Raw genomic sequence first — 16,364 nt, 5'->3', positions numbered from 1 at the left:
TCCGCAAGCAACCGGGCCTCGCGCGCAGCATCGAACTGCTCGTCGAACCCGACAGCCTACCCAGGCTACAACCCATCGAAACCGTCAAATCCTCTGTGCAGAGGTACTAGAACGGGCTCCGGCACAATCCCGGGAACCGGCTGGTCCAGCAAGACTTCTCACCGGCTTGTGTCTGGCGCGAAGTGCCGGCACTTCCTAGATAGCGGTATCTCTCCCAGGAGCCCGCTTCATGACGTCATCGCTCTTCCAGCCGATCACCCTCGGCGGCCTTACCTTCCCCAACCGCATTGCGGTAGCGCCGATGTGCCAGTATTCGGCCGAGGACGGCTCCGCCAGCGACTGGCATCTCCACCACTGGATGAATCTCGCCATTTCCGGCGCCGGCATGGTGACCGTCGAGATGACCGACGTCGAGCGGCGCGGCCGCATCTCGCATGGCTGCCTTGGCCTCTACTCCGAGGACAATGAGGCGGCGGCCAAGCGCACGCTCGATGCCGCCAGGCGCATCGCCGCTCCCGGCACTAAATTCGGCGTCCAGCTCGCCCACGCCGGGCGCAAGGCCTCTTGCCAGCGCCCATGGGAAGGCGGCGGGCCGCTGAAGCCGGACCAGGATCCCTGGCCGATCGTATCGGCCTCGGCGATCGCCTACGACACGGGCTGGCAGGTGCCTCATGCCCTCGAGGAGGATGAGATCCAGCAAGTCATCCAACGTTTCGCCGACGCGGCCAAGCGGGCCGAGCGCGCCGGCTTCGACTTCATCGAGCTGCACGCCGCTCATGGTTATCTGATCTTCCAATTCCTGTCGCCGCTCTCCAACCAGCGCACCGACCGCTGGGGCGGCTCGCTTGAGAACCGCATGCGCTTCGCCATCGAGATCGCCAGGGCGGTGAAGAAAGCCGTCCCGAACCTGATGCTCGGCGCGCGCCTTTCGGTGAAGGAATGGGTCGACGGCGGCTTCGATATCGAAGACGCGATCGAGGTGGCCAAGGCGCTGAAGGCGGAAGGCATCGCCTATCTCTGCTGCTCGAGCGGCGGCAATTCGCCTCTACAGAAGCTGCCCAGCGGTCCTGGCTACCAGGTCCATCTGGCGGAAGCCGTGCGCAAGGGTGCCGGCATTCCAACGCGCGCCGTGGGGCTGATCGACGATCCGAAGCAGGCCGAAGCGATTGTCGCCGACGGCCGCGCCGACATGGTCGCGCTGGCGCGCGCCTTCCTCGCCGATCCGCGCTGGGGCTGGCGCGCGGCGGCAACATTCGGCGAGGAAATCCGCCCGGCGCCGCAGCTGGCGCGCTCGGTGACGACGATGCAGCACTGGATGAAGGCTGCCGGCTGAGCGGCTGTTTCCACAGGTGACGCAGGGCTGAGACCTTTGGGCGCAGGGGTCTCGTCACGATTGCAACCAATTTGGCCGCTTTGCGTTGGCGGCCATGACAGACAGCAAACCATTTGAAAAGCCGGTGGTGGTCGAGCTCGGCCATGTCGGCAAATATCGCCAAATAAGCAGCACCCGCGAAGCCGCCGAGTGCCTGATGACGGTATGGCCGCTCAACCGCGGCCCGCGGCATCGTGATGCTCTCGACACTTGCCTCAAGGCGCTGGAAGGGTATCGTTCGACAGCGGACGCACGCCGCGCGCTGATCGAGGCAGCAGAGGAATCGGACGTGCTGGTTCCCGAAGACAGGTTGCCCGACGAAAAGCTGCATTGAGCAAGCATGAGTTTTCTCAACCGGAGGATTCCATGGCGAAACTGACTTACAAGATCGTCGAGCACGACGGCGGTTGGGCCTACAAGGTCGGCTCGACTTATTCAGAAACATTTCCCACGCACCAGGACGCATTGCGCGCCGCCGAGATTGCTTCGGCCGAGCAGCAAATCGCCGGCGCCACGGACGGCATCCAGTATGAGGATTCCGAAGGTGTCTGGCACGATGAATTGGCCGACGGCCGCGACCGACCGCAGACCGAAGTCTCGGATTAATGGTCGAAGTCTCGGACTAATTCTGTCGCATCATCCCGCGCCGCGACCAGCGAAGCCCCAACCTTAACGTCGGCCGCCCGCAGGCGTACGGATTACTTGCCGCAATACTGGTCGTTGACGTTCAGCCCGGCATTCGCATTGGGTCCGGCCGTGTCCGAGGCGCATGGGCCGACGGGTCCCTGATTGCCGAGGCTGTCGAGCCCAGCAGCTTCCCCATTAGAATAGATGCTGCCGGTGGTGTAAGGATCGACCGGCACCCGCTCGCGCGAGACAGGACGATCGCTGTGCCACCACCACCACCACGCGTCGTCGGACGACTGCGCCATTGCCGAGCCGGCCATGCCCAGCACGAGCGCAGAGGCTGCAAGAACTTTCGTAAGCATCGGAGTCTCCATTCGGTTGATCGCCTAAGTATTGATGGCAGCGCGAATGAAACCCTGGGTTGGATAAGAGGTTCCAAGAGAAAATCCGGGTAGAGCAAGTTGCTCGACACGTTTGTGTGACGACATCGTGCGCCGCCGCGGAATAGGACGTGGCTGATCGGCGCAATTGCCGTCGAGTTCAGGCCGCGCCGGCAAACGCACGACGCCAGCCGCCGCAACCAGCAGCCCGCCGATCAGCCACGACAAGATCGATATCAGCATTTTCCACCCGAGCCAGACCGTCGCACTTACCCGCAACCGGCTCTGCCACAAGAGCCCGGCCTGCCTGCGCATTGCAGCCGGCTGCCCGCCGCGTTATCTCAGGCGACCTTTGTCGCCGGAGTGAGCCATGCCTGAAATCGTCACCGCCGCCATGCTTGTCATCGGCGACGAGATCCTCTCCGGCCGCACCAAGGACAAGAACATCGGTCACCTCGCCGACATCATGACCGCGATCGGCATCGACCTTAAGGAAGTCCGGATCGTTCCCGACGAGCAAGACGAGATCGTTGCCGCCGTGAACGCGCTGCGCGCCCGCTACACCTATCTCTTCACCACCGGCGGCATCGGCCCGACGCACGACGACATCACCGCGGACTCCGTCGCCAAGGCCTTCGGCGTGCCTTGCGAATACGATGCCAAGGCCTACGGTATGCTCGAAGCAAGCTATGCCCAGCGCGGCATCGAGTTCACCGAGGCGCGCAAGCGCATGGCACGCATGCCGCGCGGCGCCGACCACATCGACAACCCGGTATCGATCGCGCCCGGCTTCCGCATAGGCAATGTTCACGTGATGGCCGGCGTTCCCTCGATCTTCCAGGCGATGCTCGACAATGTCGTGCCGACGCTGAAGACGGGCACCAAGATGCTCTCGGCCACCGTGCACTGCCCGTTCGGCGAAGGCCTGGTCGGCGGGCCGCTGGCCGAGATCCAGAAAGCGCATCCCGACACCATCATCGGCTCCTACCCGAAATATGGCGAAGGCAAGTTTTGGACCGAGCTCGTGGTCCGCGCCCGCAGCGAAGAGGCTCTCGAGGCCGCGCGCAAGGACGTTGAGGCCATGGTGGCGGGCTTGTCGGCCGCCAGCTGACCCAGGCCGCGAGGTCACCGCCGGCCGGAACCAAGCTGGATACGTCAGCGTTTTCTTCTCGGCATGCAACGGGCAGAAAAAGCTCGTCTGCGTTGCCAGGGCTGAAGGCGCATCTTGCGCCGACACTTGTTCGGGGGACAACATGCGCTTCAAGACAATCGTCGCCATTCTGCAGAACGAGCAGGACGCCGAGCGCGTGCTCGACTGCGCCATTCCGCTGGCCGAGCGGTTCGAGAGCCATCTCGTCGGCATCCATGCCGAGGCGCTTCCTGTCCCCTATACGTCGGCCACCGGTTTCCCCGATACGGAATTCCTGCAAGTCTCGGCCGAGATGAACAAGGAGCGCGCCGAAAAGCTGCAGGCGGTCTTTCTCAGGCGCATCGAGGATTCCGGCCTGTCCTTCGAATGGCGCAGCCTGGAAAGCTTCTCCGGCGACAGCGCGCTGGCCGGCATATCGAGCGTGCGCGCGGCGGACCTGATCATCGCCGCGCAGCGCGAGACCGGCGGCGATCCCGGCGCCGATGTCGACACGCTGGTCTATGACGCCGGCCGACCGGTGTTGGTCGTGCCGCATGCCGGGCCGCTCGTCACCACCTTCAGGCGGGTGCTGCTTGCGTGGAACGGCAGCAAGGAGGCGGCTCGCGCCGCATTCGACGCCCTGCCCTTCATCAGCGAAGCGGACAAGACCGACATCCTCGTCATCGATCCTCCGGAGACGCTGGACGAGGCTTCGGAGGCGGCGGGCGCCGAGATTGCGGCTGCCATGTCCCGTCATGGCGCCAATGTCAGCGTTTCGGTGCAGAAGTCGGATGGGGCCTCGGTCGACGACATCATCCAGCAGAGGATCGCCGAATCCGGCGCCGATCTTTTGGTGCTCGGCGCCTACAGCCACTCCTGGCTACGCCAACTTCTGTTCGGCGGCGTCACCCGCACCGTGCTCCGCACGGCAAACATAGCGGTCTTCCTGGCACGATAAGTCCACAGCCATCGCTGGTTGCCACCTTGCCAAGGCTGGCGCTTTCCGGCTAATTCCGCCTGCATTCCATTGTAATTGCGCGCTGCGGCGCGCGCCTGCGGAGTGCGCGAACCATGTCCCTTCCCGAAAAAGCCTTCCCAGTCTCCTGGGACCAGTTCCACCGCGACGCCCGCGCGCTTTCCTGGCGGCTCTCCGGCGCCAACAAGGGTCAGTGGAAGGCGATTGTCTGCATCACACGCGGCGGCCTGGTGCCGGCAGCCATCATCGCACGCGAGCTTGGCATCCGCGTCATCGAGACGGTCTGCGTCGCCTCCTATCACGACTACACGAGCCAGGGCCAGTTGCAGGTGCTGAAGGAGATCTCCCCGTCGCTTCTTGCCGAGGACGGCGCAGGCGTCCTGATCATCGATGACCTCACCGACACCGGCAAGACGGCGGGCATCGTGCGCGCCATGATGCCGAAGGCGCATTTCGCGACCGTCTATGCCAAGCCGAAGGGCCGGCCGCTGGTCGACACTTTCGTCACCGAGGTCAGCCAGGACACCTGGATCTACTTCCCCTGGGATATGGGCTTCACCTACCAGAAGCCGATCGCCGACGATCACGCCGGCTGAGTGGACGGCATATTTTCCAAAGAATCCGGCTTCGAAGGCACGTTCGCACTACGGGATCGCGTCCGATGAGCACAACTACTTTGTGATCCCGACTTTTTCTGGTGGGATTTTCCCGATCGAGTGAAGTTTTTTACTTTTAAAGCCCATAATTCGCCGTAAGATTCGTGAGGTGGCAAACGATTCTGGAGGCTGGGGCAGCTTCTGCAATGTTGACGAGGCCGACGACGCACAACCAGATGACCGAGAGGGTCCGGCGGCTCTTCGGCACGGCGCCGTGTCGCCTGCAGGTTGCCGCCTTGCCCTGGCGCGAAGGTGACAACGGCGTCGAGATCATGCTGATCACCAGCCGCGACACCGGGCGCTGGGTTCTGCCCAAAGGTTGGCCGGAAGCCAGGGAGCCTCTCTGCGAGGCTGCCGCCCGCGAAGCGGGCGAGGAGGCGGGATTGCACGGCACCGTCTCGCATCTCGAGGCCGGCCGCTACTTCTACGGCAAGGTCCTGGCATCCGGCGAGGAGGTGCCTTGCGAAGTCCTGGTGTTTCCGCTCGAGGTCGACCGCGTGGCCGACCGGTGGAAGGAGAAGCGCGCCCGCACCCGCAAATGGGTCGGCTCCGCCGAGGCCGTTCGCATGGTCTACGAGCCCGATCTTTGCCAGATCATCGCCTATTTCTGCGCCGACCCGCATAGATTCGCCTAAGTCCTCGATATATAACTGAATATGCAACTTGATGGGCAGGCCGCGCGTTGCCGTGCGGGAAGATCGGTGCTTTGCTTGTTGCAGTGCCGATTCGGTTAACGGCGTAGATCGATGACAAACACCGCGCAACCACTCGAAGAAAATTCCGGCGAAGACCGGCGCGAACACCGCCAGCGCGTGCTCAAGGGCGGGACGATTATAACCAGTATTCAGAATTCCGAGGTGAACTGCACGTTGCGGAATCAGCACGCCGACGGCGCCGAATTGAAGGTCGCGCCGGAAGCGCGCGTTCCCGATCGTTTCCTGCTCTACGTGCCGGTCGATGGCGTGGCCTATCGCGCGGAAGTCCGCTGGCGCCGCAACGACCGCGTCGGTGTCAAGTTCACTGGCACGGAGCCTAAGCCGAAGCTGCATTACGGCTGACAGCAGGCAAGAAGGCATCCGACCGAAGCCGGATACCTTTCGTTTCACATGACGAGTCCCTTGGTTAGTTCGAGCGCCTGGCGCTCGAACAGCCGCCTGTAGACGCCGCCGTTCAGTCGGATCAGCTCGTCATGCGAGCCTTCCTCGATGATGCAGCCGCGGTCGAAGACCAGCAGCCGGTCGAGCGCACGCACGGTCGAGAGCCGGTGCGCGATGACCAATGTCGTGCGTCCGACCATCAGCCGTTCCATCGCCTCCTGGATCAGCACCTCCGATTCCGAATCGAGGCTCGATGTCGCCTCGTCGAGGATCAGGATGCGCGCGTCGGCCAGGAAAGCGCGCGCGATCGCCACACGCTGGCGCTCGCCGCCCGACAGCTTCACGCCGCGCTCGCCGACCAGGGTTCCGTAGCCCTTGGGCAGGTTGACAATGAAGTCGTGCGCGCTGGCGAGCTTCGCCGCATGCTCGATCTCGGCCCGCGTGGCGCCCGGCCGGGCATAGGCGATGTTCTCGGCCAGCGACCGGTGGAACAGGATCGGCTCCTGTTGCACGATGGCGATCTGGCTGCGCAACGATGCCTGCGCCACCTGCGAGATGTCCTGGCCGTCGATCCCGATCCGGCCCCCATTCACGTCATAGAGGCGCTGGATCAGCTTGACGAAAGTCGTCTTGCCCGATCCCGAATGCCCGACCAGTCCGATGCGTTCGCCCGCGGCGATCTCGACCGAGAAGTCGCGATAGAGCGGCAGCCGGTGATTGCCGTAGTGGAACGTCACCCTGTCGAAGGCGATGCGGCCCTTCGCGATCCGGATCGGCACGGCACCAGGCAGGTCCTCGATGCCGAGCGGCTCGGACTGAAAGTCGACCAGTTCCTCCATATCGTTGATCGAGCGCTGCAGGTTGCGGATATGCGTGCCGATGTCGCGCAGATAGCCTTGCAGGACGAAGAACGATGTCAGCACGAAGGCGACATCGCCGGCGCTCGCCTGCCCCCATGACCACAGCATGAGAGCGAGGCCGATGATGGCGGCTCTCAGCAGCATCAGCATGGCGCCTTGCGTCGTGCCGTTGGCCGTGCCGCGCACCCAGGTGCGGCCGGTGCGCAGGCGCCATTTGGCGACGACGCGGGCAAGCCGCGCCTCCTCGCGGACTTCGGCGCCAAAGCCCTTGACCACCGCGTTGCAGCTCACCGCATCGGCCAACGCGCCGCCGAGGCGCGTATCCCAGCTGTTGGCAAGGCGCGCCGCCGGCGCCACATAGCCGAGCGACAGCATGGCGGTGACGGCGATGAACAGCACCGAGCCGGAGGCGACCACCAACCCCATCATCGGCCAGAACCAGCCGAGCAGCAGCGTCGAACCGACCAGCATGACCAGCGACGGCAGCAGCGCGATCAGGATCGTGTCGTTGAGCAGGTCGAGCGCCCACATGCCGCGCGTGATCTTGCGCACGGTCGATCCGGCAAAGCTGTTGGCGTGCCAATCCGTCGAGAAGCGCTGTACCCGGTGGAAGGTATCCGCGGCGATGTCCGACATCATCTTGAGCGTCAGCCCGACGATCCAGATGAAAGCGGCATTGCGCAGCACGACGCCGGCAAGCGCCAGCGCCATCAGGATGGAGAACGCCCCCATTGCGGCGTGCCAAGCCACCTCGTCGGCGCCGGCGCTGCTGGCGACCGCGTCGACCAGCCGGCCAGAGTACAGCGGCGTCAGCACGTCGGCGAGCGTCGAGAGCAGGAACGCGCCCATGATGAGCGACAGCCGTCCCGGCTGGCGGCTCCAGTGGCAGAGCGTGAAGCCGAGCACGCTGCGAAAGGCGCTGGCGCGCAGATCGATCTTGAAACGAGCCATGATGTCATCCGGGCGCAAGCGAACCCGGTCCCGAGAAGGTCAATTTTGGAAAACCCGCGTCGGCGCCAAGGGCGCCTGGGAATGCGGAGGTTAGTATGGTTGAGCGCGCGCCCGGAGGCGGCGACCGGCAGCCGCAAATACCTGTTCTGCGACCGGCTTTCCGAAGCAACTTCGGACGGCCAGTGCAGACCTAGGCTTCGCGGCCTCGCATAACGATGTCAAATCCTGCCATACGGTCCTCCCGAAAGGGAATCGCGGAGACGTTCTTATAGAGGCGGCTCACCACCTCGCCAAGGCAGGCTGTCCCCAAAACGACATCTGGTCCAAGCACTGGGACTATTTTGCAACAACGGCGGGTTGTGGCCGATCCGTCAAGCCGCAGGTATGCGCTCCAGTCGCATATAGCGGCCGTCGGTCTGGAACCCGAACTTCTGGTAGAGGCTGTGCGCGTCGCTGGTCGTGAGGCTCCAATGAGACACGGTCTTCACCTCGGGGTGTTCCAGCAGAGCCTGCACGAGCCGCCTGCCGATGCCTTGTCCGCGATGCTCCGGCCAGATGATGACGTCGGCAAGATAGGCAAACACCGTGTAGTCGGTGATCGCGCGGGCGAAACCGACCTGCTTGCCGTCGATATATGCGCCGACGCAAAGCGAGTTGGCGAAGGCCCGACGATGCATCTCGTCGTTGCGCGCGCTGCCCCAATAGCTCGCCATCAACTGGTCCGAGGTCGCCCGGAAATCGATCCGAGACAGGTCGAAGCTGATTTCAACGTCAGGCATGGGCAAGCTGATGTGCAGTCCGCTAGCTGCGATCCCGGAACCGGTTGGTGATCGGATAGCGGCGGTCGCGGCCGAAATTCTTCCTTGTAATCTTCACGCCGGGCGCTGCCTGCCGGCGCTTGTATTCGGCGATGTAGAGCAGATGCTCGACACGCGTCACCGTCGCCCGGTCATGGCCGCGCGCGACGATGTCGTCGACGCTCATCTCGTTCTCGACCAGGCACTCGAGAATGTCGTCCAGCACCGGATAGGGCGGCAGCGAATCCTGGTCGGTCTGGTTTTCCCGCAGTTCCGCCGACGGCGCCTTGTCGATGATGTTCTTCGGGATCACCTCGCCCGACGGGCCGAGCGCGCCCGGCGGCACGTGCTCGTTGCGCCAGCGCGCCAGCGCGTAGACCTGCATCTTGTAGAGGTCCTTGATCGGGTTGAAGCCGCCATTCATGTCGCCGTAGAGCGTGGCATAGCCGACCGACATCTCGCTCTTGTTGCCGGTGGTGACGACCATCGAGCCGAACTTGTTCGAGATCGCCATCAGGATCGTGCCGCGTGCCCGGCTCTGCAGATTCTCCTCGGTGATGCCCTCCTCTGTGCCCTCGAAAAGCTGGGTGAGCGCATGTTTGAAGCCTTCGACCGGCTCGGAGATCGGCACGATATCATAGCGGCAGCCGAGCGCGCGGGCGCAGTCCTCGGCATCCTTCAGCGAGTCCTTCGAGGTATAGCGATAGGGCATCATGACCGTGCGCAGCCGCTCTTCGCCGAGCGCGTCGACGGCCAATGCCGCGCAGATCGCGGAGTCGATACCGCCGGAGAGGCCCAGCACCACGTTCTTGAAACCGTTCTTGTTGACGTAGTCGCGCAACCCGAGCATGCAGGCCCGGTAGTCGGCCTCCTCCCGCTCGGGGACTTTTGACATCGGCCCATCCGAGCAGAACCAATGGTCGGAATTATTTGCATTTTGCGCGCCTGCGGCGACGCGGCTTCTCTTCCAGGTGGTGACGGCGACCGCTTCCTCGAACTGGCTCATCTGGAAGGCAAGCGTCTTGTCGGCGCCGATGGCAAAGGACGCGCCGTCGAAGATCAGTTCGTCCTGGCCGCCAAGCTGGTTGGCGTAGATCATCGGCAGGCCGCATTCGATCACCTGCCTGATGACCACCTGGTGGCGGACATCGATCTTGGCGCGATAATAGGGCGAGCCGTTAGGCACCAGGAGGATCTCGGCGCCGCTTTCGGCCAGCGTCTCGCAGACGGCGATATCGCCCCAGATGTCCTCGCAGATCGGAATGCCGAGCCGCACACCACGGAAATTCACCGGCCCCTGCAGTTCGGGCCCGGCCTGGAAGACGCGTTTCTCGTCGAACTCGCCATAGTTCGGCAGATCGAGCTTGTAGCGCTCGGCGATGATCTTGCCGCCGTCGGCGAAGACGATCGAATTATGCGTTCCGGTCTTGCGCTTCAGCGGCGTGCCGATGATGAAGCCCGGGCCGCCATCGGCCGTGTCCCTGGCGAAATCCTCCGCGGCTTTTTCGCAGGCTTTCAGAAAGGCCGGCTTCAGCACAAGATCTTCCGGCGGGTAACCGGCAAGGAAGAGCTCGGTGAAGAGCACGAGGTCGGCACCCTGGCGGGCCGCATCGGCCCTCGCCTCGCGCGCCTTGGCAAGGTTGCCGGCGACATCGCCGACTGTCGGATTGAGCTGGGCGACGGCGATGCGCAGGATGTCGGGAGCGGTCTGGGTCATGCGTCGGATTTAGCGTGGCCGAATTGGCCGGGCAATGGCGATTGCTTGTGCCACCTCGCACATGACCGGCGAGTGCCGGCGAATCCGGCCCGACGGCTGCCGGCGATCAGGCCTGCTCGCCCATATATTCGCGCAATGTTTCCGGCGAATGGTTCTCGCCGATCGACATCGCCAGGATGCGCGAGATGTGGCGCCGAGGCAGCCCTGTCTCGGCCGACCATCGATTGAGCTGGGCCTGGATCTTGTCGAGGTCCCGCTTCGAGGTCGGGCTTTCGGCGATGTCGAGGCCGGCGTCGCGCAGCGCCGCAGCCATATCGGTCGAAACGATGAAGGTGTCCCACTCCAGCCAGCGCAGGAAATACTGGCCGGTGTTGCCGCCGAGCCGGCTGCCGTGCTTGGCAAGATAGGCGGTCAGCCCGACCTGGTCATCGGCCGGCCATTCGGCGAGGAATTTACCGAAGCCGCCATGCTCCTTCGAGACCCGATCAACGAAAGCCGCATTGTCGCGCACGGATTTGATCTTCTGCGGGTTGCGCACGATGCGCTTGTCGGATGCCAGCTCGTGCCAGAAATCGTCGGGCTGGAACAGGAGCCGCTTCGGTTCGAAGCCAAGGAAGGCCTCCTCGAAGCCCGGCCACTTCTGCTCGATGACGCGCCAGACGAAGCCGGCGGCAAAGATGCGCTCGGCCATAGTGGAGAGGATGCGGTCGTCCGCGATTTTCGCCACCGCCGCATTGTCGGGCATCGGCCCGAGCAGCGACGCCAGCGCTTCTTCACCGCCCTTGCGCTTTGCCGCCCGGGCACGAATTTTCTGGAAATCGGCCATCTCCACCCTCGCCTGTCATGATCAATCTATCACTTCCCGTTCGGGTCGGTAGACTCTACCTCTATGGGCAATTCCGGGAAAAGTGGGCTGCGCCTTTCCGCCTGGAATTGCGTGGAAACGGAATACAGGCCTGGCGGATGGAGCGGAGAGCATGAACAAGACGGTCGAAGATCTGGCGAACCGGTGGCTGAGCCGAAAGCCTGACAGCCTCACGGCCCTCGAAAGCCGAGTATTGCAGAGCGCGCTCGACCGCACCACCATCACCAAGGACATCAACAAGGCCGTCGCTTTCCACTCCACCTATGGCGATCGCGTTGCCGACACGATCGCCCGTATCGGCGGCTCATGGTCCTTCATCCTCGGCTTCATCGCCTTTCTGCTCCTGTGGACATTCGGCAATGTCTGGCTGCTGACGCGCAACGCCTTCGATCCCTACCCCTTCATCTTCCTCAACCTGGTGCTCTCCATGGTCGCCGCCCTGCAGGCGCCGGTGATCATGATGTCGCAGAACCGCCAGACCGAGCGCGACCGCATCGACGCGGCCCACGACTACGAGGTCAACCTGAAGGCGGAGATCGAAATCATGGCCCTGCATGAGAAGCTGGACGAACTGCGCCACAGCGAGATCGTCGGCATGCGCGACGAGATCCTGCGCATGGCCGAGCAGATCAGGCAGATCGACGAGAAGCTCTCGGCGCACCCGGCAAGCCGATGACCGAGACCATCCACCGTCTCATCGAGCAATACGGGCTGGTCGCCGTCTTCCTGGGCTGCGTCGCCGAAGGCGAAAGCGCCGCCATCCTCGGCGGCTTTTTCGCGCATCAGCAGGTGTTCGTATTGTGGCAGGCCTTTCTGGCCGCGTTTATCGGCGCCTTCGCCGGCGATACTTTCTTCTTCATTCTCGGCCGCAACTTTGCCGATCATCCCTATGTGGTCAGGCTGCGCAACAGGCCAGGCTTCCGGCACGCCTACCGCCTGCTCAACGCCCATCCCAACATCTACGTGCTGACCAACCGCTACATTTACGGCATGCGCCTTGTCGGCGGCATCGCCGCCGGGCTGTCGACCGTATCGGTGCCGCGCTTCGTCATCCTGAATGCCATCTCATCGGCGGTCTGGGCAGCGCTCTTCGGCACCCTCGGCTATGTCTTCGGCCTCAGCGCGGAGCATTTGGTCGGCCAGGCGCTCGTCCGACACGAGCGCCTCGTCCTGGCGCTGGCTGTTGGTCTTGTGATCGCGATCCTCGCCTGGCTGGTTGCGCACCACGTTGCCGGAAGGGAACGTGCCAAGGACGCTGGAGACGATCAGTCGTTAGACTAATGCATGTCGCCCAAAAGTGCGCAGCGGTTTTGGGAGAACGACATGCATCAAAACAAAGACCTAAAGCGCGTCGCCCGACTCCGTTTCAACGCGACGCGCTTTAGTCTTACGGCCTGCGCCTATGCCGGCAAGATCAGATCGGCGCTCCCACGATGCGTTCGATCAGGGCGATACCCCAGACACCGGCGGCAATCACGATCGAGATCAGCACGGCCAGCGAGCCGCAATCCTTGGCGAGTTGGATGTCGATGTGGAACTCGTGGGAAATGGCATCGCATGCTGCCTCGATGCCGGTGTTGATCACCTCGACCATGATCATCAGCAGGACCGCGCCGATCAGCAACGCATAGCCGCGCCATGACACCGAAATGAACCAGCCGGCCGGCAGGGCGAGAGCGAGCAGCAACAGTTCCTGCTGGAATGCCGCTTCGTGGGCGGCCAGCTTGCGAAATGCCCGCACCGAATTGATGAAAGCGTCGATCAGCCGCTGCATGCCCAGCCCTTTCCGAGTCACAGGCAGGGGATATCGCAACGGCCGGATCAAGGGAATAAGGCAACCGCCGCAAAAATCATTCGTCCGCCACCTTGATCGACGGCGTCGACTTCGGGAACTGCGGCAGTCCGTCTTCGATCGCGTAGTAATCTCCCTTGTCACCGACGAAGATATGACATTCGCCCCGGAGACTGGTTGGCTCGTCGAACGACCCGGCCAGAACCGACACATATCGATCGTCTTTTGGCTTCCAAAACAGCAGCGAACCGCATGTCTTGCAAAAGCCGCGCTTGGCAAAAGCGGACGCTTCGTACCAGGTGAGGTTTTCCGCGCCGTCGATTGCAATGTTGCCATCCGAGACATTGGTCGCGGCATAGAAATGTCCGCTCTGCTTTCGACACTGCGAGCAATGGCAATAGACCACCCCGCGCAGCGGGCCTGTCGTCCTGAAGCGCACCGCCCCGCACAGGCATGATCCACTGTGATTTGCGTCCATTCCGACCCTCCTTCGACGTCGTTCGCGTCCATCGTGCCGGACAAGATTCCAGTTTTGCGGTTGCCAGGCGCAGGCAAATGCGACACCGAAAATGCGCCTTTCAAAAGCCATGTCCGCATCGAATTGCAGCCTGTGGTAGCAGAGACGATGAGGAAATGCAGGCCATTAAGGAAACTTTAGCGCAACTGCATCTATGATTCCTGCAAGCGAAGGTCGTGTTGGGGACGCGCCGTCGCATTCGCAAGTTTGATTCCAATCCCCGTATAGGCGACTCCCGGCGGTGGCAGGTCTCCGGTCGCACTGAAGGGTAGTGAAGCAGACTATGCAACCGGCAGCCGTCCAGACCGATAGGAACAGCGACATCGCCAGCACCGTTGTGGCGACCATGCGCCAGCTCGGCGTGCTTGGCTTGCCGCGCAATTACGAGATCTTTTACGAGGCGCTCAACGGCAGCAATCACGAGCTCAGCCTTGCCGTCGTGTCATTGAGCAACCGGCCGACTCAGGAGGATCTCGACCGCATCGGGCGCACTTTCTTTCCGCAGCACCACGGCCCTACCATTGTCGAGCACGCCCGCGAGATGGTCGCCAAGGAGCTCGAGGACATCGCCGCGCTGCTGCGCAGCGAGCGCACGCACATGGAGAAATACGGCCGCATCCTCGACGAGACGTCGAGCGGCTTGAGCAATCGAAGCCTGCTTTCGCAGGAGCTGCTGCAGAAAATTGCGGGAGCCATGTCCGTCGCCACCAGTTCCACGCTGGATCACAACCACCAGTTCGCCAACACGCTCAGCGAAAAGACCGCCGAGCTCGAAAGCGTCAAATCGAAGCTTGAGGAATACAAGCGGCTGGCCGATACCGATCCGCTGACGCAGATCTGGAACCGCCGCGCCTTCGACAAGGAAATCACCCGCATCTACAACAGCAACCGCGGCATCCTGTTCAACGCGCTGATCCTGGCCGACATCGACCGCTTCAAGGACATCAACGACCGTTACGGCCACCCGGTCGGCGACAAGATCATCCAGATCGTCGCCGAGATTTTCCGGTCCAGCGTTCGCGCCGACATGTTCGTGGCCCGCACCGGCGGCGAGGAGTTCGCGCTCATCGTCGAGGGCGCCAGCGAGGACACCACTTACGAGATCGCCGAGCGCATCCGCGTGCTGATCGAACAGACGCCGTTCACCAGCAGCCAGACCGGCATGAACTACGGCACGGTGACCGTTTCCATGGGCATCTGCATGGCTTCCGAGGCCGACAGCCCCGAAGATCTCTACATCAAGGCCGACCGGGCGCTTTACCGCTCCAAGGTCGGCGGCCGCAACCGCGTCACCAGGCATTCGACCATGGCCGGTCGGACCGGCAAGGGTTGGCTGCTCTATAAGAAAGACTGATATTCCGGCGTATCCCTCGCCCGGCTCCGCCACAGCGCCTCTTTCCAAATGAATTTCTGTGGATTATATTTTCCACAGAAATGAGGGTGCGCTCATGCAACGTCCAGTCGCCGCCGCGACGGCGGCGGAAAATGCCGTCATCACCAAGGCCACGCTGCGCGCGGCCGACCTGCTCGACATCACGGCAAGGACGCTGGCATTGGTTATCGGCGTCTCGGAAGCGACGGTCTCGCGCATGCGCAAGCAGGAATTCCTGCTCGAGCGCGGAACCAAGCCGTTCGAGCTTGCGGTGCTGTTCGTCCGGCTGTTCCGCTCGCTCGACGCCATCGTCGGCGGCGACGAGACCGTCGCCCGGGCATGGCTGAAGAACCCGAACACGGCGCTCGACGGCACGCCGCTGGAAAAGATCCTGACGATTGCCGGACTTGTCGATGTCATCGCCTACCTGGACTCCCGGCGCGCTCTCGTCTGAGGCCGTCAGGCTCGAAGGCAAATATTGGCGGATGGTCGAGGCGCAGCACCGCGTCTCGACGCTGAAACTCGTCGACACGCTCGACGAGCAGGGCCTGCTTGAAGACCTCATCGAGGAAACCAAGCCGCAGATCCCGCTGGAGTGTCGCCACCTCCATTATCTGCTCGCCACGCCGTTCCGCTACGGCTCGATCTATCCGCATGGCTCGCGCTTCCGCCGCGCGGGCAAGACCAAGGGCGTCTACTACGCGGCAGAGACGGTGCTGACGGCGGTGGCGGAAATGGCCTTCTACCGCCTACTGTTCTTTTCTGAATCACCGCAGACCCAATGGCCGCACGACGCGGCCGAATACACCGCCTTTGCCGCGGCGATCAAATGCGAGAAGGCGATCGACCTCACCCGGCCGCCGCTCGACCGCGACGAGAAGGCGTGGACGCATCCGACCGATTATGCCGCCTGCCAGGCCATTGCCGACGTCGCGCGCGAGGCCGAGATGCAGGCGATCCGCTACCGCTCGGCACGCGACCCGAAAGGCGTCAACGTCGCGCTGCTGACGTGCAAGGGCTTTGCCAAGGCCAGGCCGCTGGAGCCGCAGACCTGGCGCATCCGCATCGGCTCGTTCGGCGTCCAGGCGATCTGCGAGTTCCCGGACAGGCGGGTGGAATTCTCACGGACCGCCTTTGCCGATCCGAGACTGGCGAACATGCGCTGGGAGCGCAGGCGCTAATGCATGTCGCCCAAAAGTGCGCGGCGGTTTTGGGAGAACGACATGCATCAAAAAACAAAGGCTTAAAGTGTGCGG

General features: G+C 63.2%; 21 protein-coding genes. 13 read left to right on the top strand and 8 right to left on the bottom strand.

Translation table 11 applies throughout. From position 1 onward, the window contains the following. Positions 1-229: 229 nt before the first annotated feature. From RFN28_RS27655 to RFN28_RS27645, 3 genes are all read left to right on the top strand, one after another. Complete coding sequence (locus tag RFN28_RS27655) at positions 230-1,333, top strand: NADH:flavin oxidoreductase/NADH oxidase (RefSeq protein ID WP_320290306.1); 1,104 nt, start codon at positions 230-232, stop codon at positions 1,331-1,333. 94 nt (positions 1,334-1,427) lie between these two features. Further along, positions 1,428-1,706 carry a DUF982 domain-containing protein gene (locus tag RFN28_RS27650; RefSeq protein ID WP_320290305.1) on the top strand — a complete coding sequence of 93 codons (279 nt, stop codon included), beginning with the start codon at positions 1,428-1,430 and terminating at the stop codon, positions 1,704-1,706. Positions 1,707-1,738: 32 nt separating this feature from the next. Continuing rightward, a complete protein-coding gene (locus RFN28_RS27645) occupies positions 1,739-1,978 on the top strand; it encodes a DUF2188 domain-containing protein (protein ID WP_320290304.1) in 240 nt (79 codons plus the stop codon). Between the two features lie 92 nt (positions 1,979-2,070). Here the strand turns inward: RFN28_RS27645 and RFN28_RS27640 are convergent, their stop codons facing one another. Beyond that, positions 2,071-2,361 (bottom strand): hypothetical protein, encoded by a 291-nt coding sequence (locus RFN28_RS27640; protein WP_320290303.1) that lies wholly within the window; start codon positions 2,359-2,361, stop codon positions 2,071-2,073. 24 nt (positions 2,362-2,385) lie between these two features. Next, the gene (locus RFN28_RS27635) at positions 2,386-2,622 is read right to left on the bottom strand and encodes a hypothetical protein (RefSeq protein ID WP_320290302.1); all 237 of its coding nucleotides are present in this window, start codon (positions 2,620-2,622) and stop codon (positions 2,386-2,388) included. A gap of 127 nt (positions 2,623-2,749) precedes the next feature. Between RFN28_RS27635 and RFN28_RS27630 the strand changes: the two genes are divergently transcribed. The 5 genes from RFN28_RS27630 to RFN28_RS27610 all read left to right on the top strand — a co-directional run bounded on the left by RFN28_RS27630 (position 2,750) and on the right by RFN28_RS27610 (position 6,198). Continuing rightward, positions 2,750-3,490 (top strand): competence/damage-inducible protein A, encoded by a 741-nt coding sequence (locus RFN28_RS27630; RefSeq protein ID WP_320290301.1) that lies wholly within the window; start codon positions 2,750-2,752, stop codon positions 3,488-3,490. A gap of 142 nt (positions 3,491-3,632) precedes the next feature. Next, positions 3,633-4,466 (top strand): universal stress protein, encoded by an 834-nt coding sequence (locus tag RFN28_RS27625; RefSeq protein ID WP_320290300.1) that lies wholly within the window; start codon positions 3,633-3,635, stop codon positions 4,464-4,466. Between the two features lie 113 nt (positions 4,467-4,579). After that, positions 4,580-5,080, top strand: a complete 501-nt coding sequence (gpt, locus tag RFN28_RS27620; protein WP_040969463.1) for a xanthine phosphoribosyltransferase — start codon at positions 4,580-4,582, stop codon at positions 5,078-5,080. 206 nt (positions 5,081-5,286) lie between these two features. Continuing rightward, positions 5,287-5,775 carry an NUDIX hydrolase gene (locus RFN28_RS27615; protein ID WP_320290299.1) on the top strand — a complete coding sequence of 163 codons (489 nt, stop codon included), beginning with the start codon at positions 5,287-5,289 and terminating at the stop codon, positions 5,773-5,775. A gap of 111 nt (positions 5,776-5,886) precedes the next feature. After that, positions 5,887-6,198, top strand: a complete 312-nt coding sequence (locus RFN28_RS27610) for a PilZ domain-containing protein (RefSeq protein ID WP_320290298.1) — start codon at positions 5,887-5,889, stop codon at positions 6,196-6,198. A gap of 44 nt (positions 6,199-6,242) precedes the next feature. Here RFN28_RS27610 and RFN28_RS27605 read toward each other — a convergent pair whose 3' ends face one another. The 4 genes from RFN28_RS27605 to RFN28_RS27590 all read right to left on the bottom strand — a co-directional run bounded on the left by RFN28_RS27605 (position 6,243) and on the right by RFN28_RS27590 (position 11,388). Continuing rightward, positions 6,243-8,048 carry an ABC transporter ATP-binding protein gene (locus RFN28_RS27605; protein WP_320290297.1) on the bottom strand — a complete coding sequence of 602 codons (1,806 nt, stop codon included), beginning with the start codon at positions 8,046-8,048 and terminating at the stop codon, positions 6,243-6,245. Between the two features lie 371 nt (positions 8,049-8,419). After that, positions 8,420-8,827 (bottom strand): GNAT family N-acetyltransferase, encoded by a 408-nt coding sequence (locus tag RFN28_RS27600; protein WP_320290296.1) that lies wholly within the window; start codon positions 8,825-8,827, stop codon positions 8,420-8,422. A gap of 22 nt (positions 8,828-8,849) precedes the next feature. Beyond that, entirely contained in the window at positions 8,850-10,562 is a 1,713-nt protein-coding gene (locus RFN28_RS27595; RefSeq protein WP_320290295.1) for an NAD+ synthase, read from the bottom strand. Positions 10,563-10,668: 106 nt separating this feature from the next. After that, on the bottom strand, positions 10,669-11,388 hold the full coding sequence (locus tag RFN28_RS27590; RefSeq protein WP_320290294.1) for a DNA-3-methyladenine glycosylase I: 720 nt from the start codon (positions 11,386-11,388) through the stop codon (positions 10,669-10,671). Positions 11,389-11,539: 151 nt separating this feature from the next. Between RFN28_RS27590 and RFN28_RS27585 the strand changes: the two genes are divergently transcribed. Together RFN28_RS27585 and RFN28_RS27580 are read left to right on the top strand one after the other, a co-directional pair. After that, entirely contained in the window at positions 11,540-12,103 is a 564-nt protein-coding gene (locus tag RFN28_RS27585; RefSeq protein ID WP_320290293.1) for a DUF1003 domain-containing protein, read from the top strand. Next, positions 12,100-12,708, top strand: coding sequence for a DedA family protein (locus RFN28_RS27580; RefSeq protein WP_320290292.1), 609 nt, complete (start codon positions 12,100-12,102; stop codon positions 12,706-12,708). Before RFN28_RS27585 ends, RFN28_RS27580 begins: the two co-directional genes overlap by 4 nt. 133 nt (positions 12,709-12,841) lie before the next feature. Here RFN28_RS27580 and RFN28_RS27575 read toward each other — a convergent pair whose 3' ends face one another. Beyond that, a complete protein-coding gene (locus tag RFN28_RS27575; protein WP_320290291.1) occupies positions 12,842-13,201 on the bottom strand; it encodes a diacylglycerol kinase in 360 nt (119 codons plus the stop codon). 76 nt (positions 13,202-13,277) lie between these two features. Beyond that, a complete protein-coding gene (locus RFN28_RS27570) occupies positions 13,278-13,697 on the bottom strand; it encodes a GFA family protein (protein ID WP_320290309.1) in 420 nt (139 codons plus the stop codon). 322 nt (positions 13,698-14,019) lie between these two features. Between RFN28_RS27570 and RFN28_RS27565 the strand changes: the two genes are divergently transcribed. From RFN28_RS27565 to RFN28_RS27555, 3 genes are all read left to right on the top strand, one after another. Then, positions 14,020-15,090, top strand: a complete 1,071-nt coding sequence (locus RFN28_RS27565) for a GGDEF domain-containing protein (protein ID WP_320290290.1) — start codon at positions 14,020-14,022, stop codon at positions 15,088-15,090. A 94-nt stretch (positions 15,091-15,184) separates the two neighbouring features. Then, positions 15,185-15,562: an antitoxin Xre/MbcA/ParS toxin-binding domain-containing protein gene (locus tag RFN28_RS27560; RefSeq protein WP_059185195.1), complete on the top strand. Its 378-nt coding sequence runs from the start codon at positions 15,185-15,187 to the stop codon at positions 15,560-15,562. Beyond that, positions 15,522-16,289: an RES family NAD+ phosphorylase gene (locus RFN28_RS27555; protein WP_320290289.1), complete on the top strand. Its 768-nt coding sequence runs from the start codon at positions 15,522-15,524 to the stop codon at positions 16,287-16,289. The genes RFN28_RS27560 and RFN28_RS27555 overlap by 41 nt, the downstream gene beginning before the upstream one ends. Positions 16,290-16,364 lie beyond the last annotated feature (75 nt).

Origin of the sequence: Mesorhizobium album (genome assembly GCF_033977205.1) — a bacterium.
GTDB lineage: Bacteria > Pseudomonadota > Alphaproteobacteria > Rhizobiales > Rhizobiaceae > Mesorhizobium > Mesorhizobium album.
This window is presented reverse-complemented; position numbering and strand designations above follow the sequence as displayed.

What these genes read in the sequence shown, in the direction of transcription:
- RFN28_RS27610 (WP_320290298.1), top strand. Translation starts at nt 5,887, where the DNA reads ATGACAAACACCGCGCAACCACTCGAAGAAAATTCCGGCGAAGACCGG.
- gpt (WP_040969463.1), top strand. Translation starts at nt 4,580, where the DNA reads ATGTCCCTTCCCGAAAAAGCCTTCCCAGTCTCCTGGGACCAGTTCCAC.
- RFN28_RS27555 (WP_320290289.1), top strand. Translation starts at nt 15,522, where the DNA reads ATGTCATCGCCTACCTGGACTCCCGGCGCGCTCTCGTCTGAGGCCGTC.
- RFN28_RS27650 (WP_320290305.1), top strand. Translation starts at nt 1,428, where the DNA reads ATGACAGACAGCAAACCATTTGAAAAGCCGGTGGTGGTCGAGCTCGGC.
- RFN28_RS27605 (WP_320290297.1), bottom strand. Translation starts at nt 8,048, where the DNA reads ATGGCTCGTTTCAAGATCGATCTGCGCGCCAGCGCCTTTCGCAGCGTG.
- RFN28_RS27625 (WP_320290300.1), top strand. Translation starts at nt 3,633, where the DNA reads ATGCGCTTCAAGACAATCGTCGCCATTCTGCAGAACGAGCAGGACGCC.
- RFN28_RS27600 (WP_320290296.1), bottom strand. Translation starts at nt 8,827, where the DNA reads ATGCCTGACGTTGAAATCAGCTTCGACCTGTCTCGGATCGATTTCCGG.
- RFN28_RS27645 (WP_320290304.1), top strand. Translation starts at nt 1,739, where the DNA reads ATGGCGAAACTGACTTACAAGATCGTCGAGCACGACGGCGGTTGGGCC.
- RFN28_RS27640 (WP_320290303.1), bottom strand. Translation starts at nt 2,361, where the DNA reads ATGCTTACGAAAGTTCTTGCAGCCTCTGCGCTCGTGCTGGGCATGGCC.
- RFN28_RS27635 (WP_320290302.1), bottom strand. Translation starts at nt 2,622, where the DNA reads ATGCTGATATCGATCTTGTCGTGGCTGATCGGCGGGCTGCTGGTTGCG.
- RFN28_RS27595 (WP_320290295.1), bottom strand. Translation starts at nt 10,562, where the DNA reads ATGACCCAGACCGCTCCCGACATCCTGCGCATCGCCGTCGCCCAGCTC.
- RFN28_RS27615 (WP_320290299.1), top strand. Translation starts at nt 5,287, where the DNA reads ATGTTGACGAGGCCGACGACGCACAACCAGATGACCGAGAGGGTCCGG.
- RFN28_RS27570 (WP_320290309.1), bottom strand. Translation starts at nt 13,697, where the DNA reads ATGGACGCAAATCACAGTGGATCATGCCTGTGCGGGGCGGTGCGCTTC.
- RFN28_RS27655 (WP_320290306.1), top strand. Translation starts at nt 230, where the DNA reads ATGACGTCATCGCTCTTCCAGCCGATCACCCTCGGCGGCCTTACCTTC.
- RFN28_RS27590 (WP_320290294.1), bottom strand. Translation starts at nt 11,388, where the DNA reads ATGGCCGATTTCCAGAAAATTCGTGCCCGGGCGGCAAAGCGCAAGGGC.
- RFN28_RS27630 (WP_320290301.1), top strand. Translation starts at nt 2,750, where the DNA reads ATGCCTGAAATCGTCACCGCCGCCATGCTTGTCATCGGCGACGAGATC.
- RFN28_RS27565 (WP_320290290.1), top strand. Translation starts at nt 14,020, where the DNA reads ATGCAACCGGCAGCCGTCCAGACCGATAGGAACAGCGACATCGCCAGC.
- RFN28_RS27585 (WP_320290293.1), top strand. Translation starts at nt 11,540, where the DNA reads ATGAACAAGACGGTCGAAGATCTGGCGAACCGGTGGCTGAGCCGAAAG.
- RFN28_RS27580 (WP_320290292.1), top strand. Translation starts at nt 12,100, where the DNA reads ATGACCGAGACCATCCACCGTCTCATCGAGCAATACGGGCTGGTCGCC.
- RFN28_RS27575 (WP_320290291.1), bottom strand. Translation starts at nt 13,201, where the DNA reads ATGCAGCGGCTGATCGACGCTTTCATCAATTCGGTGCGGGCATTTCGC.
- RFN28_RS27560 (WP_059185195.1), top strand. Translation starts at nt 15,185, where the DNA reads ATGCAACGTCCAGTCGCCGCCGCGACGGCGGCGGAAAATGCCGTCATC.